The organism is Gelidimonas denitrificans (assembly GCF_055694065.1).
In genome coordinates, this window is the sequence record NZ_CM146350.1 from 2,942,519 (window position 1) to 2,956,716 (window position 14,198).

Annotated in this window: 14 protein-coding genes; 6 read left to right on the forward strand and 8 right to left on the reverse strand. The window is 55.7% G+C overall.

All coding sequences use genetic code 11. The annotated features are described in order from the left end of the window. Positions 1-136: 136 nt before the first annotated feature. Positions 137-745, reverse strand: coding sequence for a glutathione S-transferase N-terminal domain-containing protein (locus FKCLFG_RS13665; protein WP_472613623.1), 609 nt, complete (start codon positions 743-745; stop codon positions 137-139). Between the two features lie 179 nt (positions 746-924). Between FKCLFG_RS13665 and purB the strand changes: the two genes are divergently transcribed. The 5 genes from purB to FKCLFG_RS13690 all read left to right on the forward strand — a co-directional run bounded on the left by purB (position 925) and on the right by FKCLFG_RS13690 (position 5,483). Further along, the gene (gene purB / locus FKCLFG_RS13670; RefSeq protein ID WP_472613624.1) at positions 925-2,352 is read left to right on the forward strand and encodes an adenylosuccinate lyase; all 1,428 of its coding nucleotides are present in this window, start codon (positions 925-927) and stop codon (positions 2,350-2,352) included. Positions 2,353-2,458: 106 nt separating this feature from the next. Then, positions 2,459-2,983: a cytochrome b gene (locus FKCLFG_RS13675; protein ID WP_472613625.1), complete on the forward strand. Its 525-nt coding sequence runs from the start codon at positions 2,459-2,461 to the stop codon at positions 2,981-2,983. Positions 2,984-3,072: 89 nt separating this feature from the next. Continuing rightward, positions 3,073-3,606, forward strand: a complete 534-nt coding sequence (locus tag FKCLFG_RS13680) for a YceI family protein (RefSeq protein WP_472615866.1) — start codon at positions 3,073-3,075, stop codon at positions 3,604-3,606. Between the two features lie 52 nt (positions 3,607-3,658). Continuing rightward, on the forward strand, positions 3,659-4,225 hold the full coding sequence (locus FKCLFG_RS13685) for a YceI family protein (protein ID WP_472613626.1): 567 nt from the start codon (positions 3,659-3,661) through the stop codon (positions 4,223-4,225). A 145-nt stretch (positions 4,226-4,370) separates the two neighbouring features. Beyond that, positions 4,371-5,483 carry an ATP-binding protein gene (locus FKCLFG_RS13690; RefSeq protein ID WP_472613627.1) on the forward strand — a complete coding sequence of 371 codons (1,113 nt, stop codon included), beginning with the start codon at positions 4,371-4,373 and terminating at the stop codon, positions 5,481-5,483. A 51-nt stretch (positions 5,484-5,534) separates the two neighbouring features. On the opposite strand, the gene FKCLFG_RS13695 is transcribed toward FKCLFG_RS13690, so the two are convergent. Continuing rightward, the gene (locus FKCLFG_RS13695; RefSeq protein WP_472613628.1) at positions 5,535-6,584 is read right to left on the reverse strand and encodes a succinylglutamate desuccinylase; all 1,050 of its coding nucleotides are present in this window, start codon (positions 6,582-6,584) and stop codon (positions 5,535-5,537) included. Between the two features lie 276 nt (positions 6,585-6,860). Here FKCLFG_RS13695 and FKCLFG_RS13700 point away from each other — a divergent pair, with 276 nt between their 5' ends. Further along, on the forward strand, positions 6,861-8,273 hold the full coding sequence (locus tag FKCLFG_RS13700) for a DHA2 family efflux MFS transporter permease subunit (protein WP_472613629.1): 1,413 nt from the start codon (positions 6,861-6,863) through the stop codon (positions 8,271-8,273). A gap of 89 nt (positions 8,274-8,362) precedes the next feature. Here the strand turns inward: FKCLFG_RS13700 and FKCLFG_RS13705 are convergent, their stop codons facing one another. The 6 genes from FKCLFG_RS13705 to FKCLFG_RS13730 form a co-directional block, all read right to left on the reverse strand. Continuing rightward, on the reverse strand, positions 8,363-9,127 hold the full coding sequence (locus FKCLFG_RS13705) for an ABC transporter ATP-binding protein (protein ID WP_472613630.1): 765 nt from the start codon (positions 9,125-9,127) through the stop codon (positions 8,363-8,365). 144 nt (positions 9,128-9,271) lie between these two features. Beyond that, entirely contained in the window at positions 9,272-10,396 is a 1,125-nt protein-coding gene (locus FKCLFG_RS13710) for a succinylglutamate desuccinylase/aspartoacylase family protein (RefSeq protein WP_472613631.1), read from the reverse strand. Then, a complete protein-coding gene (locus tag FKCLFG_RS13715; protein ID WP_472613632.1) occupies positions 10,396-11,097 on the reverse strand; it encodes an ABC transporter permease in 702 nt (233 codons plus the stop codon). Before FKCLFG_RS13715 ends, FKCLFG_RS13710 begins: the two co-directional genes overlap by 1 nt. Next, complete coding sequence (locus FKCLFG_RS13720; protein WP_472613633.1) at positions 11,094-11,786, reverse strand: ABC transporter permease; 693 nt, start codon at positions 11,784-11,786, stop codon at positions 11,094-11,096. Before FKCLFG_RS13720 ends, FKCLFG_RS13715 begins: the two co-directional genes overlap by 4 nt. A 657-nt stretch (positions 11,787-12,443) precedes the next feature. Next, positions 12,444-13,217 carry an ABC transporter substrate-binding protein gene (locus FKCLFG_RS13725; RefSeq protein WP_472613634.1) on the reverse strand — a complete coding sequence of 258 codons (774 nt, stop codon included), beginning with the start codon at positions 13,215-13,217 and terminating at the stop codon, positions 12,444-12,446. Positions 13,218-13,561: 344 nt separating this feature from the next. After that, positions 13,562-14,047, reverse strand: a complete 486-nt coding sequence (locus FKCLFG_RS13730) for a GNAT family N-acetyltransferase (RefSeq protein WP_472613635.1) — start codon at positions 14,045-14,047, stop codon at positions 13,562-13,564. Between the last annotated feature and the right edge of the window lie 151 nt (positions 14,048-14,198).

A 14,198-nucleotide genomic window follows, 5' to 3' on the forward strand; every position in this document is an offset into this window, starting at 1 on the left:
GTTGTAAAGCATAGCATTTACCGCATATATATAAAGCGGCACTTAAATATACATACCTATGTAAAATAAAAGGCGAAAGACATTTTAATGTCTTTCGCCTTTTTTACTGCTGATAGTTGCGCGTTTTGTCAGTAGCTTATTGCGGCGCGGTATCCTTGAAAGAGGGCCGCTCCGACAATTTCTCGAACAGGCGTTGCAAGTTGTGGTAATCCTCGCGCCACTGGATTTCCGGGAAGCGGAACGACAGCCAGCCCAGCGTGCAGCCGATTGCGATATCGGCCAGCGTGTACTGGTTGCCGGTGCAAAACGGCTTCTCGCCCAAGTCGGCGGACAATTTCTTCAGGCCGGCCTGGACCTTGCTCATCTGGCGCGCAATCCAGACCTCACTTTGCTGCGACTCGGGACGCTGGATTTTTTCCAGCCGCATCGAAACCGCAGCGTCCAGCACGCCGTCGGCCAGTGCTTCCCAGCATTTGACGCTGGAACGCTCGCGGCCGCCGACCGGGATCAGCTTGCCCACCGGCGTCAAGGTATCCAGATACTCGACGATCACGCGCGAATCGAATAGCACGCTGCCATCATCCATCAGCAGCGCCGGCACTTTGCCCAGCGGATTGGACTCTGCAATCGTCGTGTCAGCGGCCCATACATCCTCCAATACGAATACGTAGTCGAGTTTCTTTTCCGCAAACACGACCCGGACTTTGCGTACATAAGGGCTAGCGAGTGAACCGATCAGTTTCATAAGCGCTTTATTTTAAAAGGATGGCTGCAGTATATCATTGGTGCCCGGCGGTTTCGCCGCTCGCCAGGCCGCCCATTGGGGGCCCGCGCACGGATGGTAAAATCCGGTTTTCGCTGGTTTCCGCCCCCGACGCATGCGCTAAACTGGGCTTTCATTCATCTACATCACACTTCCCTATCATGTCACTGTCCCCGCTCTCCGCTCTTTCTCCGCTTGACGGCCGCTATGCTGCCAAAGTCGATCCGCTGCGTCCGATCCTGTCCGAAGCCGGCTTCATGCGGCATCGCGTCAAAGTCGAAATCTCCTGGCTGCAAGCATTGTCGCTGGCGGGTTTCGCCGAAATCAAGCCATTTTCAGCCAGCGCCAGTGCGCGCCTGGACCAGATTGCGGCCGAATTCACGGAAGCCGATGCGGCGCGGATCAAGGCCATCGAAGCCGTCACCAACCACGACGTGAAAGCGGTCGAATATTGGCTGAAAGAGTCGGTCGGACTGCCGCTCCAAAAAGGATTTGAACATCTGCCGGTGCGCCAGGTCACGATCGATGCCTCGATCACGGCGGAACTGAAGGCCGCTTCCGAATTCATCCACTTCGCCTGCACTTCGGAAGACATCAACAATACGTCGCACGGGATGATGCTGAAAGCCGCCCGCGACGAAGTGATGCTGCCGGCGCTAGAAGACTTGGTCGCCAAGCTGACCACGCTGGCGCACAGCCACGCCGAAGTCGCCATGCTGGCGCGCACCCACGGCCAGCCGGCCAGCCCGACCACGCTCGGCAAGGAAATCGCCAACGTGGTGGCGCGCCTGCAGCGCGCTCAACAACGTATTGCGGCGATCCAGATTCTGGGCAAGATGAATGGCGCAGTCGGCAATTACAACGCCCATTTGGCGGCCTATCCCGACGCCGATTGGGAAACTTTTTCGAAAAATGTGATCGAGCAGCGGCTGGGGCTGACATTCAATCCGTACACGATCCAGATCGAGCCGCACGATTACATGGCCGAATTGTTCGACGCCTTCGCGCGCGCCAACACGATTTTGCTCGACCTCAATCGCGACTTGTGGGGCTATATCTCGCAAGGCTATTTCAAACAAAGCACCAAGGCCGGCGAAATCGGCTCCAGCACCATGCCGCACAAGGTCAATCCGATCGACTTCGAAAATTCCGAAGGCAATCTCGGTTTGGCCAACGCGTTACTCAAGCATTTGTCGGAAAAATTGCCGATCTCGCGCTGGCAGCGCGACCTGACCGATTCGACCGTGCTGCGCAACATCGGCGTCGCTTTCGGCTACACGCTGCTGGCGTATGACAGCTGCCTGCGTGGACTGAACAAGCTGGAAGTCAATCCGGCCCGGCTGGCCGAAGACCTCGACGCCACCTGGGAAGTGCTGGCCGAACCGGTGCAAACCGTGATGCGCCGCTACGGCATCGAAAACCCGTATGAGCAACTGAAGGAACTCACGCGCGGCAAGGGCATTTCGAAAGAGGCGTTGCGCGAATTCATCGCCGGCCTGGCGATTCCGCAGCAGGCCAAAGATTTGCTGCTGGTGATGACGCCAGCCAATTACATCGGCATTGCGGCGGCACTGGCGCGCAAGATTTAATTTTGCGTCAGGGCAGGTTCCAAACCTGCCCTGACAATGTAGCCGTGGCAAGCAGCATTACATTTTTTTTGTTATATTCGTCCTAATCCGAACAATTTACACACTTATGCAACGATACACAAAAACAGCGATGTTGCTGCACTGGCTGGTGGCGCTGCTGATCATTTGCTCCTTTGCGCTGGGCGTCACGATGACCGACATTCCCGGCATCACGCCTACCAAATTGAAATATTTTTCGTGGCATAAATGGCTGGGCGTAACTATATTGGGTTTAGTTTGCCTGCGCCTGCTATGGCGCCTGACCCATGCGGCCCCGACTTATCCGGCCAGCATGGCGGCATGGCAGCAAAAAGCCGCCAGCGGCTTGCACGGCTTGCTGTACGTGTTGATGTTCGCCATCCCGCTATCGGGATATTTTTACAGTCTGGCGGCCGGCGTTCCGGTGGTGTATCTGGGCCTGGTGCCGCTGCCTGTGCTGATCGCGCCCGACCCGGAACTCAAAGTGTTGCTCAAAGCCATCCACTTTGCGCTCAACATGACATTGCTGGCTGCAGTCGGCCTGCATATTCTGGCCGCACTGAAACACCATTTCATCGACCGCGATGGCATTTTCAAGCGCATTTTGCCGTAACTCTGTCGTAACTTCTGCCGCAAACATTTTCTAGACAAGGATTACCCATGCAAGTTAAACCCGTCAAACGCAATACCGCGATTGCCCTGATGCTGCTCGTCAGCGCGCTGGCGTTGCCCAATATCGCCAGCGCATTGCTGAAGGCCGATCCGGCCAAAAGCACTGTCAGCGCAGTTTTCAAGCAAATGAACGTGCCGGTCGAAGCCAAATTCCGCAAATTCAATGCGAAAATCGATTTCAATCCAGCCAAGCCTGAAACCTCAAAAGCCACGGTGGAGATCGACACCAACAGTTTTGACCTGGGCGACAAGGAAATGAACCGGGAAGCGCTGAAGAAGGACTGGTTCAACGCGGCCCAGTATCCGAAAGCCAGCTTCGTCTCCAGCGGCATGAAATCGCTCGCTGCCGGCAAGCTCGAAGTCAGCGGCAAGCTCACCATCAAGGGTAAAAGCGCCAATGTCAGTTTCCCGCTGACGATCAAAAAAGAAGGTGTGCATCAGGTTTTCGAGGGTGCGCTGCCGATCAAACGACTGACCTACAACATCGGCGAAGGCGAATGGTCGGACACCAGCATGGTCGCCGATGAAGTCGTCATCAAATTCCACGTTGTTTCAGCGGAATAATGCAATCGCTCTATCACTTTCATATTTATCTCACTCTAAAAGGAATCAATTCATGAAATATTTCGTCGCCATCCTGCTTGCTGCCAGCACCGTTTCTGCTTTTGCAACCACTTACAATATCGACCCTAGCCATACTTACCCAAGCTTCGAAGCCGACCACATGGGCGGCCTCTCGATATTACGCGGCAAGTTCACCAAGAGCAGCGGCACTGTTACGCTCGATCGCGCTGCCAAAACCGGCGCCATCAACATCTCCATCGATACCGACTCGCTCGACTTCGGCCACGCCAAACTGAACAAACATGCAAAGTCGGACGAAATGTTCGACGTTGCCAAATTCCCGACCGCCGTTTACAAAAGCACCTCGATTAAGTTTGAAGGCGACCAGCCGGTGGCAGTAGAAGGCACGCTGACGCTGCACGGCATCACCAAACCGGTGGCACTGACCATCAACAAGTTCAAATGCATCCAGCATCCGATGCTGAAACGCGAAGTCTGCGGCGCCGACGCCAGTGCCACCTTTAGCCGCGCCGATTTCGGCATCAACTACGGTGTAGCGATGGGGTTCGCGCCGGAAGTGAAACTGGCAATCGAAGTGGAAGCAATCAAGGCTGACTGAGCGCGTCGCTAATACGTAAGTATCCTGCGGAAGAATCCCCGTCGCCCCCGCAAAGACGGGGATTCTTCGCTGCGCAAATCTTGCATTAGTACGCATCAGTAGATAAAATACTTATCGGTAAATACGATAATTATTCTAAATACTTATGCAGACATCTTCTCCTCACTGGCACTTCCCCCGTCCCGAACTGGCGCAAGCGTACCTGGCGTCCTTTGAACTCGGACTGTCCTGCGCACGCGGATTATTCGCCAGGCGCCGCATGGGGAAGACTGAATTTCTGATGCAGGATTTCATCCCGTCGGCCCAGGCCAAAGGGTATGCGTGCGTCTACGTCAACCTTTGGGATTTGAAGGACGATCCTGCCACAGCCTTGGTTTCCGCGCTGCACAAAGCGATTGAGCCCAAGAGCTTTGCCAAAGCGTGGGAGCGCCTCAAGACCCCGTTGAAGAAAATCAAGGCTTCCGGGAAAGTAGCCGGCTTTGCAGAGGCGGGCATCGAGGCGGAACTTGCTGATAAAGACCGACTGACCGGTACTTTGTTGATGGACGTGATGGCGGCCTTCGACAAGACTAAAACCCCGCTGATTCTCATCATCGACGAAGCCCAGGTACTCGCCAACGCGGAAAACACTATCTTTGCGCACGCACTTCGCGCCGCGCTGGATATTCGCAAGGAGCGCATCAAGGTATTGTTTGCCGGCAGTTCTGAAGCCACCTTGCGCCGGATGTTCGGCCGCGCGTCGGAGCCATTCTACAATTGGGCCGCGCTTGAGCCATTTCAGCTGCTTGGAGCAGAGTTTGTGGCGGCAATGGTCGAGAAGGTAGCCAGCATAGCGCGCACTCCATTGCCTTTGGCCGATGCGTTGAGCGCATTTGATGCGCTCAGGCAGACCCCGCTGTTCTTCCGGCTGTATCTCGACCGGTATCTGACGAATCCGTTTGAAGGCGCGCAAGGTGCATTGGACTTCACCAAGGCGCATGTCTTCAACGATATGGGATTTGAAAAACAATGGGACGAACTGCTGCCGGCCGACCAGGCCTTGCTGACAATGATTGCGGAAGGCGCCACCGACTTGCAGGGCAGTGAGGCCCGCGGGCGCATAGGTACGCGTCTCGGACTGGAGAAGCCGGTTACCGCCGCCACGCCGCAAAACGCTCTGCGCAGGTTAGCCGACAAAAATATTGTTACTCGGATGGACCGGGGCCGCTATCAGTTCGAAGACGAGGCGTTTGCCGACTGGGTCCGCCATCGGGAATAAGGATTCCTTAGAAATAAAAGCCTCTTAAATCTTTCGGTTTAAGTCCAGGCATCAATCTTGGCGCACCAGCATCAACCCGGCGCGCAGTCCGACCCTGACATCCGGATTCGGAAACACGATGTATTCCTGCGCCTGCTGGACCCGGTACACCGTCTCGCCGTCGCTGGCGATAATCTCCCCTTGCCGCATCGGCGTGAAATTGTGCGTGTTGCGATCGCATCCCATGCGAAAGTCGGCGCTGCGCTTGATGATTTCCTGTGCCACCCTGAACCGCCGCGGCAAACGGGACGCGGCCGACGCGCTCAAGACTTGCGGATCGGCACGCAACAGCGCCGCCAGCGCCGCTTGCGGCTGCGCCAGCAGGCTGGCGTCATTCTGGCCCAGCACGCCGATCTGCCCCAGCTCGACCGTGGCGCTGACCGTCGCGCACTCGCGCGCGCTGTACGAGCTGTAGGTGCTGGCCGATTGGGGACTGAACACCTCGGCCTCGACGCCGGCATGCGCCAGCCAGTGGGTTAAAGCTAAGGAGGAAGGCAATGGCAAAGTTTGCTTTCCTGCCTCGGCAGCCGACTCTGGCACGATCGCGAAGGTCGGATAGTGCGAAGGCCGGATCGCGGTGTGCAAATCCAGATGCCATTTTGTCGCGGCGGGCCGGGCAAAAAATGCTGCGGTAGCGTGCATGATGGCGTCGGCCCGCGCCGCCTCAGTGACCGACTGCAAGGCACCGCGCTTAGCGCTGAACAGGCGGTTCAGATCGGCCTCGATAAAGCGCCGCTGCTGCGCGATGGCGTCCGGATTTCCCACCACTATCATCAAATCCACCGCCAGTTGCTGCGGCGCTGCAGCCAGTTCGTCCAGCAAGTGCGCCAGCATTTCAATCGGCCCGGTTTCATCGCCGTGGATGCCGACCGACAGCAGCACCGACATCCGCGCGGTCTGTGCGGTCTCGCAGACAATCTGCAGCATGCCCTGCCCCGGCTGGCTGACCGCAAAACCCGCCGCAGAAAAAACCTGCGCGATGGCGCTAAAATCCGCAGCCGCCAATGCGCGTACTGAATCGGAAATGGCTGGCGCGGTTGCTGTCGGTACATTATTTTTCATGGGGTCTCCCGGATACGATTTGCCTAGTGTGCGCCAAGCCGCAACGGGCTGCTTCCAGCTACGCGACATCAATTTATAGCAGTGCGGCAGTTACCTGCAGCGATATCAAGCGACAAAGCTCGACAGCATGAAGGAATGCGCCGAACGTCTTAGAATGATGCTCTGGCGACGCCTGTTTTTTCCTGGGCGAAAAGTGGCGCCGGGCTCCGCGCATAACTCCACGCATCATTCCACGCATCACCCCACTTACATAAACAAATCAAAACACGCCGGCAGATGAACAACCCCACCGTCAAGAGCTACCTGCCCTGGGTTGTCGCCACCGCCTTGTTCATGGAACAACTCGATTCCACCATCGTCAATACTGCAGTGCCGGCGATGGCGGCGAGTTTGCATGTAACGCCCCTCAGTCTGAAGGCAGTGGTTACCAGTTATATCCTGGCCCTGGCGGTCTGCATTCCGATCAGCGGCTGGATGGCTGACCGGTTCGGCACCCGGCGGGTGTTCAGCACTGCGGTCGCGGTTTTCACCGCGTCCTCGATTCTGTGCGGTCTGGCGATCAATGTGCCGATGCTGGTGGCCGCGCGCATTTTGCAAGGCATCGGCGCGGCCATGATGATGCCGGTGGGACGGCTCGCGATTGTGCGCACCTTTCCCAAATCGCAACTGCTAACAGCCATGAACTTTGTCGTGATACCGGCGCTGATCGGACCGCTGCTTGGGCCTACGGTGGGCGGGCTGATCGTGCACTGGCTGTCGTGGCGCGAAATTTTCTTTGTCAATGTGCCGGTCGGCCTGGTGGCGCAATTCCTGATCCATCGCTATATGCCGGATTATCGCGGCGAGACGCCACGTCCGCTGGACTTGATCGGGCTGGTGTTGTTCGGTAGCGGCACCGCGCTGCTTTCCTGGCTGCTGGAAATATTCGGCGAACATACGATCGATGTCACCTCAGAAGCTATTTTGCTGCTGCTCGCCATCAGCCTGCTGGCTGCTTACGTCTGGCATGCGCGCCAGATGCCGTATCCGCTGCTGCGCCTGGAGTTGTTTCGGGTGCGCACCTTTCGGGTCTCGGTGATGGGCGGTTTTATCACGCGCCTCGGCTTGGGCGGACTGCCGTTTCTGTTGCCGCTGCTGTATCAGCTCGGCCTGGGTTTGCCTGCCTGGCAATCGGGCTTGCTGATGATGCCGACCGCCGCTGCCGCAATGGGAATGAAGCTGATCTCGGCCAAGGTACTGGGGCGTTTCGGCTACCGTCACGTGCTGATTGTGAATACGGTCCTGATCGGGCTCACCATATGTTTGTTCTCGCTGGTTAATTCGGCCAGCCCGATTGCCTTGATCGTGCTGCTGGGACTGGCGCAGGGCCTGTTCAATTCGCTGCAATTTTCCAGCATAAATTCAATGGCGTATGCCGACATCGACGGCCCCGACTCCAGCATGGCCAGCACCATTGCCAGTTCGCTGCAACAGATGTCGATGAGCTTCGGGCTGGCCTGCGGCTCGCTGATCACCGGCTGGTATCTGGCGGGGCTGCCGCAGACCGACCAGTTGGCCGTGACCCAGGCGCTGCATTACACGTTTCTGACTTTGGGTGGACTGACGGTATTGTCATCTCTGACATTCTGGACGCTGCGCCCCGAAGATGGCGAAAGCATCAGCAGAGCGCATTTGGTCGAGGTCGAATGAAACCGGAAAAATCCTGGAGCCGCGCACGGCGCTTACGCCATTCGGCAGTGCAAGCCTGCGTGCCGGCACTACGGGATTGCAAAACAGAATTACTTCAACGCGCCAGACAGAAATTTTTGCAGCCGTGCGCTTTGCGGGTTGGATAGCACGGTGCGCGGATCACCCTGCTCTTCGATCACGCCCTGATGCACGAAAATCACCTTGTTGGAAACGCTGCGGGCAAACTCCATCTCGTGCGTGACCACCATCATGGTGCGGCCTTCCTTGGCCAGATTCTGCATCACGCGCAACACTTCGACCACCAGCTCGGGGTCGAGCGCGGAAGTCGGCTCATCGAACAGCATCACGTCCGGCTCCATCGCCAGCGCGCGGGCAATCGCCACCCGCTGCTGCTGGCCGCCCGACAGATGTGCGGGATAAGAATCCTCGCGCCCTTCGACCCCGACCTTGGCCAGATAATGCCGGGCGCGTTCCATCGCCTCTTTTTTGGAGATTCCGAGCACGTGAATCGGCGCTTCCATGATGTTTTCCAGCACGGTCATGTGCGACCACAAGTTGAAATGCTGGAACACCATCGCCAGCTTGGAGCGCACCAGCTGCAATTGCCGGGCGTCGGGGCAATCGAGATCGCCGCTTTTCTGGCGCACCAGCCTGAGTTCATTGCCATTGACGATGATGCGGCCTTCGGTCGGCTTTTCGAGCAGATTGATGCAGCGCAAAAAAGTGCTTTTACCGGAACCCGAGGCACCGATGATGCTGATCACATCACCTTTTTGTGCCTCGACCGAGATGCCCTTGAGGACCTCGTTCTGGCCGTAACACTTGTGAAGATTCTCAACAACTAACTGGGGCATTCTGGTTCCTAAACTGATGTTGAAAAATACCTATTGGTGTATTTTTACACGAGTCAATCAAATCATGCGCAAATATCGACATATTTGCACATACTCCCAATATTTTTTCATATGACTGAATGTGCGCTGAACGCACATTCAATATCAGGGTCCGAGCAAATCACCACCGCTGCGCTTTTCTAACTTGCCGGCAATCTTGGCCAGCTCCATGCCGCGCGTGGCATAGCGAAATATCACCCGCGAATACATCACGCCGTCAACCGGGCTGACCACTGCATACGCGTGCCCGGAGAGCGGATCGACGATGTCGCAAATCACGTCGCCCGATTTCAACACGTCTCCCGGGCAGGCGACATAAGAAATCACGCCCGACTCGGCAGCATAAGCGGTCATCGAACCCGTCAACGGCGTCGGCGCACAGACTGCCGCCGGCGCAGCCACGTCCGAAGTCCCGTCGACAATCATGCCGCTACTGCACAAATAATGGTAAATGCCCTGCGCATCGGCGCTGGCGAGCTGATGCGATACATCTTGCTCGCCGCGCAATTCGACCGTGCTGGCAAAACAGGACTGCGGCACCGGAAACTGCGCGCCAAAATGCTCGCGCAAGCGCAACCACGGCTTGAACAGCATTTCATCGAAACAAGCACCGCCAATCGCGTCCGCAATCAGAATCACGCGCGCGCCCAGGTGACGGCCGAGCAACTCCGCCTCGGCGACATGATCCGACGACGCGTAGATATGCAGCACAGCTTCGCAATCGCAATGCAGGTCCAGCACGATATCGGCGTCGTGCGCCAGACGCATCAACGCTATGCGCATGCCGTCGAGCGGCGTGCGGCACTCTGCAGCGTCCAGCAATTGCCGCATGCCGGCGCGGATCAGCTGGATGTTGCGCTGCGCATCGTCGCTCAGGGAATCTGCCAGCAAGGCAATCAGCGGTTCCGACAAATCCAGAAAACTGCGGTTGAAGTTGGTTCCGCTGGCGAAATCAAAGCGGCCCATCTGGTCGTGCATGAAGGTTTGCCCCAGGCCAATCGGATTCGCCACCGGCACCACCACGATTTCGCACTGCAGGCGGCCTTCGGCTTCGGCCTGCTCCAGCATCGGGCGCAAATGATGCAGCACCAGCATCCCGGGCAATTCATCGGCGTGCAGGCTGGCTTGCAGGTAAACTTTTTTGGCGCCCGGCTGTCCGTAATGGAAACTGCTCAGGCTGTATTGGCAATTAGCGCTGCCGGTCGGCAGCGGGTGTTGATCCATGCGCATCATTTCACCTCTTGTGGACGTTGGTGGGCCAAATAGCGCCATTCGGCATAACGGAAGCCGCGCACCAGGATATAGGTCAGCATCATGTACACCACCGCGGCCACCATGAAGGCTTCGAACGGCAGGTAATAGGTCGAATAGATGCGGCTGGCGGCACCGGTCAGGTCGAGCAGCGTAATCGTGCTGACCAGCGAGGTGGAGTGCAGCATCATGATGACTTCATTCGAGTACGTCGGCAGGCTGGTGCGCAGTGCGGCCGGCAAAATGATGCGGCGCAGATTGGTCCAGTGGCTCATGCCGTAGGCATTGGCGGCCTCGATTTCGCCATACGGCAGGCTGCGTATTGCGCCGGCAAAAATTTCGGTGGTATACCCGACGGTATTGATGGTCAATGCGGCAACCGCACAAAACATCGGTTCCGACAACGCAGCCCAGGCAAAACTGTCGCGCACCGCCTCGAACTGCGACAAGCCGTAATAAATCAAATACATCTGCAGCAATAACGGCGTGCCGCGCACCACATAAGTGAACGCCCATATCGTCTTGCTGATCGCCTTGATGCGTGAATTACGCGCAACCGCCATCGGTATCGAGATCAGGAAACCGAGAAAAACGCAGGAAAACGTCAGTTTCACCGTCATCCAAAAACCACCGAGATACAGATAAAAAGTCTCCGGTGTCAGTATCGCCTCGAAATTCACACGTGACTCCCGTAACGCACGCCAACCGAATACTTGCGCTCAACCCGTCGCAACAAGTAGAGCGAGACCGACGTGATCAATAAATACAGCAGGCCGGCAAACAGCAGCCAGGTGAAAGGTTGGCGCGAACCGGCGCCGGCTTCCTTGGCGCGATACATGACATCCTGCAGACCGATAACCGAAACCAGGGCCGTTGCCTTGGACAATACCAGCCAGTTATTAGTAAACCCGGGCAGCGCGAAACGCACCATCTGCGGAAACAGGATGTGCGTATTGACCTTGAACGGGGTCATGCCGAAAGCGCGCCCGGCCTCGACCTGGCCGCGCGGCACGGCCAGCAAAGCGCCCCGAAACGTTTCCATGAAATAGGCGCCATAGATGAAACCCAGCGTAATGACGCCCGCGGTAAATTGGTTGAGTTGAAGCTGCATGTCCAGACCCAGCCACTCCAGAAAATTGTTCATGGCGATCTGACCGCCGTAAAACAACATCAGCATCAACAGCAAATCCGGAATGCCGCGGATCACAACCGCATAGATACGCGTGAATTCGCGCAAAAAACGGTGTTCCGAAGTAGCCATCAGCGCGCCGACCAAGCCGATCAGTGTGGCAATAAACAAAGAAAGTAGCGCAAGTTCAAGCGTTGTCGCAAAACCGCGCAAAATATGCCCGGTGTATCCATGAAACATAAGTCATCCACTCAATAGGTGTCGAATTCAAAAACCCGATGCACGCCAGTGCCGGCAAATGGCAAGTGGCAGACATCGGATTGCAGTGCGTTACAGATTACTTGTACGCTTACTTGCCCATTTACTTAGCTGCTTGCTTGCCGTAGACATCGAAATCGAAGTACTTATCGGCAATTTTCTTGTAAGCACCGTTGGCGCGAATCGCCTTGATGGCGAAAAGATGCTTCAGTTTCATTGATGTCCCTCCTGATATGTGGATTATTCCAACTGTGTGCAGGGATGCATGCAGCCTTAACCTTGATGGCGCCACGGATTGGCGCAACCAAGGCGCCGATGCACCGTCTTCTTGAAATTGGGCCGGGAGCCTATTCAGCAGTGCTATTGAGTTTAAATTATACGAAGCTCACCCCGGATAATCTTTTGAAATAACGACAGAAAATTTCAAATTCATCGAAAGGAATTTTGTCGATTCAGGGCGCGAATTGTATTGCAAGATGGGAGGATTCACTCTGATGGGATAAAAATAATTTCAATAGTCTTACCGCACATCGCCTGCGGGCGAGTTGACCGGCGCAACATTCGTCATCTGCGCGGACAGCGAACCGGTGATGCCGTTCTGCATCCGGTTCGCTGTCAGACAATCAAGTTCGCTGCTGATTACTTGCCGTACACATCAAAGTCGAAGTACTTATCGGCAATTTTCTTGTAAGCACCGTTGGCGCGAATCGCCTTGATGGCGACGTTGATCCGGTCCCTGAGCTTGGTGTCCTGCTTGCGCAAGGCGGCGCCAGTGCCGACTTTGAAGGTCGGATCATCCAGATCGGCGCCGACCAGTTCAAACGGCTTGCCTTCGGGCTTGGTGAGTAGACCTGCCTTGACCTCAACGATGTCGGCAACCAGCGCGTCGAGACGGCCGGATGCCATGTCCAGATATGAATCCTGGGTATTGCCGTAACCCACCACCGTGGCGCCGGCCTTGGCAAAGACCTTATTGGCGTAGGCTTCCTGAGTGGAGCCCTTGAGCACGCCGATTTTCTTGCCTTTCAGCGATGCCGGCGTGCCATTGATGCCGCTGCCGCGCTTGGCGATCACGCGCGAAGGCGTGTTGTAGATTTTGTCGGAGAAAAGGACCGCTTTTTTGCGCTCGTCGGTCATTGACATCGAGGAAATGATCACGTCGTATTTCTTGGCCATCAATGAAGGAATGATGCCTTCCCAGGCTTGGTCGACAAACACGCATTTCATTTTCATTTCAGCACACAAGGCGTTCGCGATATCGACTTCAAAACCCACCAGCTTGCCATCCGGCGTCTTGTATTCGAACGGCTCGTAAGTCGGGTCCTGACCAACGCGCAATTCTTTCATGTCGGCCGCCTGCACCGAGACCGCGAACGACAGGCCGAGTATGGCGATGAGATGCTTAAGTTTCATTGATGCCTTCCTTGTAAGTGGACTATTTCAACTGCCGGCAAAATTGCATGCAGTTCTAACCTTGATTGCGCGCTGGATTAATGTGCAATCAAACTTCCATAAATTTTCAAATTTGACAACCAAGCTGTTTAGCGGTCTTCGTACAAGCACTCCGACCGACAGCGAACAATACCAAATTTATGAACTGCATGAAAAGCAATATCCACCAGCAGGATGATCAGAGCATGAAATCGACTTGGTACAACATGCCGCCCAAAATCTATCCCACGTAAAAAACATATTGTTTACGCAAGCAGGCAAGCTGGACTTCGACACAGAATACACAATTGCTTTTTAAGTAATGTTTAGCAATCCAGCTTCTTTTGCCAGAACATGGCTTTCCCCATCTTAGGATCTAATGCATAGCTAGCGAAGCCAAAAGCTCTGTAGGCTGCTTGTGCTGGATGGTTTCCTTCCAGCACCTCTAACGTCAGCTTGCAACAGCCAAGCTTGAGAGCGATGGCTTCCGCTTGTTGGAGCATGCGCTTACATACGCCATGTTCTCGATGCTTCTGCGCAACAATAACGTCGTGAATGTTCAGCAAGGGTTTGCAAGAAAATGTCGAAAATCCTTCAAAACACACAATGAGTCCGGCCGGCACGCCATCCACAAAAGCAAGAATCACATGTGCTGTTTCTCTTCTGCGAAGCTCCGCCGCCAAGTTGGTTTTTACAAGATCTGCAAGCGCATGGCCACCACCCATCGGGTCAAGAGAGTAATCGCTCATTAACGCAATGAGTGCGTCAGCGTGTTGCGGTAACGCGAGATTTGCTTCAACAACTTCAACCATGTTGAGATACCTTTTCATTGTAAAAATAGCGTTTGAATAGAGGATGCGCAGCGCGTGAACGAAGCCGATTACCTTTCTTGTCTTGCTGCGCTGACGCTCGGCGCTCCTATCGAACCCTGACGTTTCCACATAGCATTATTGATCCACACTA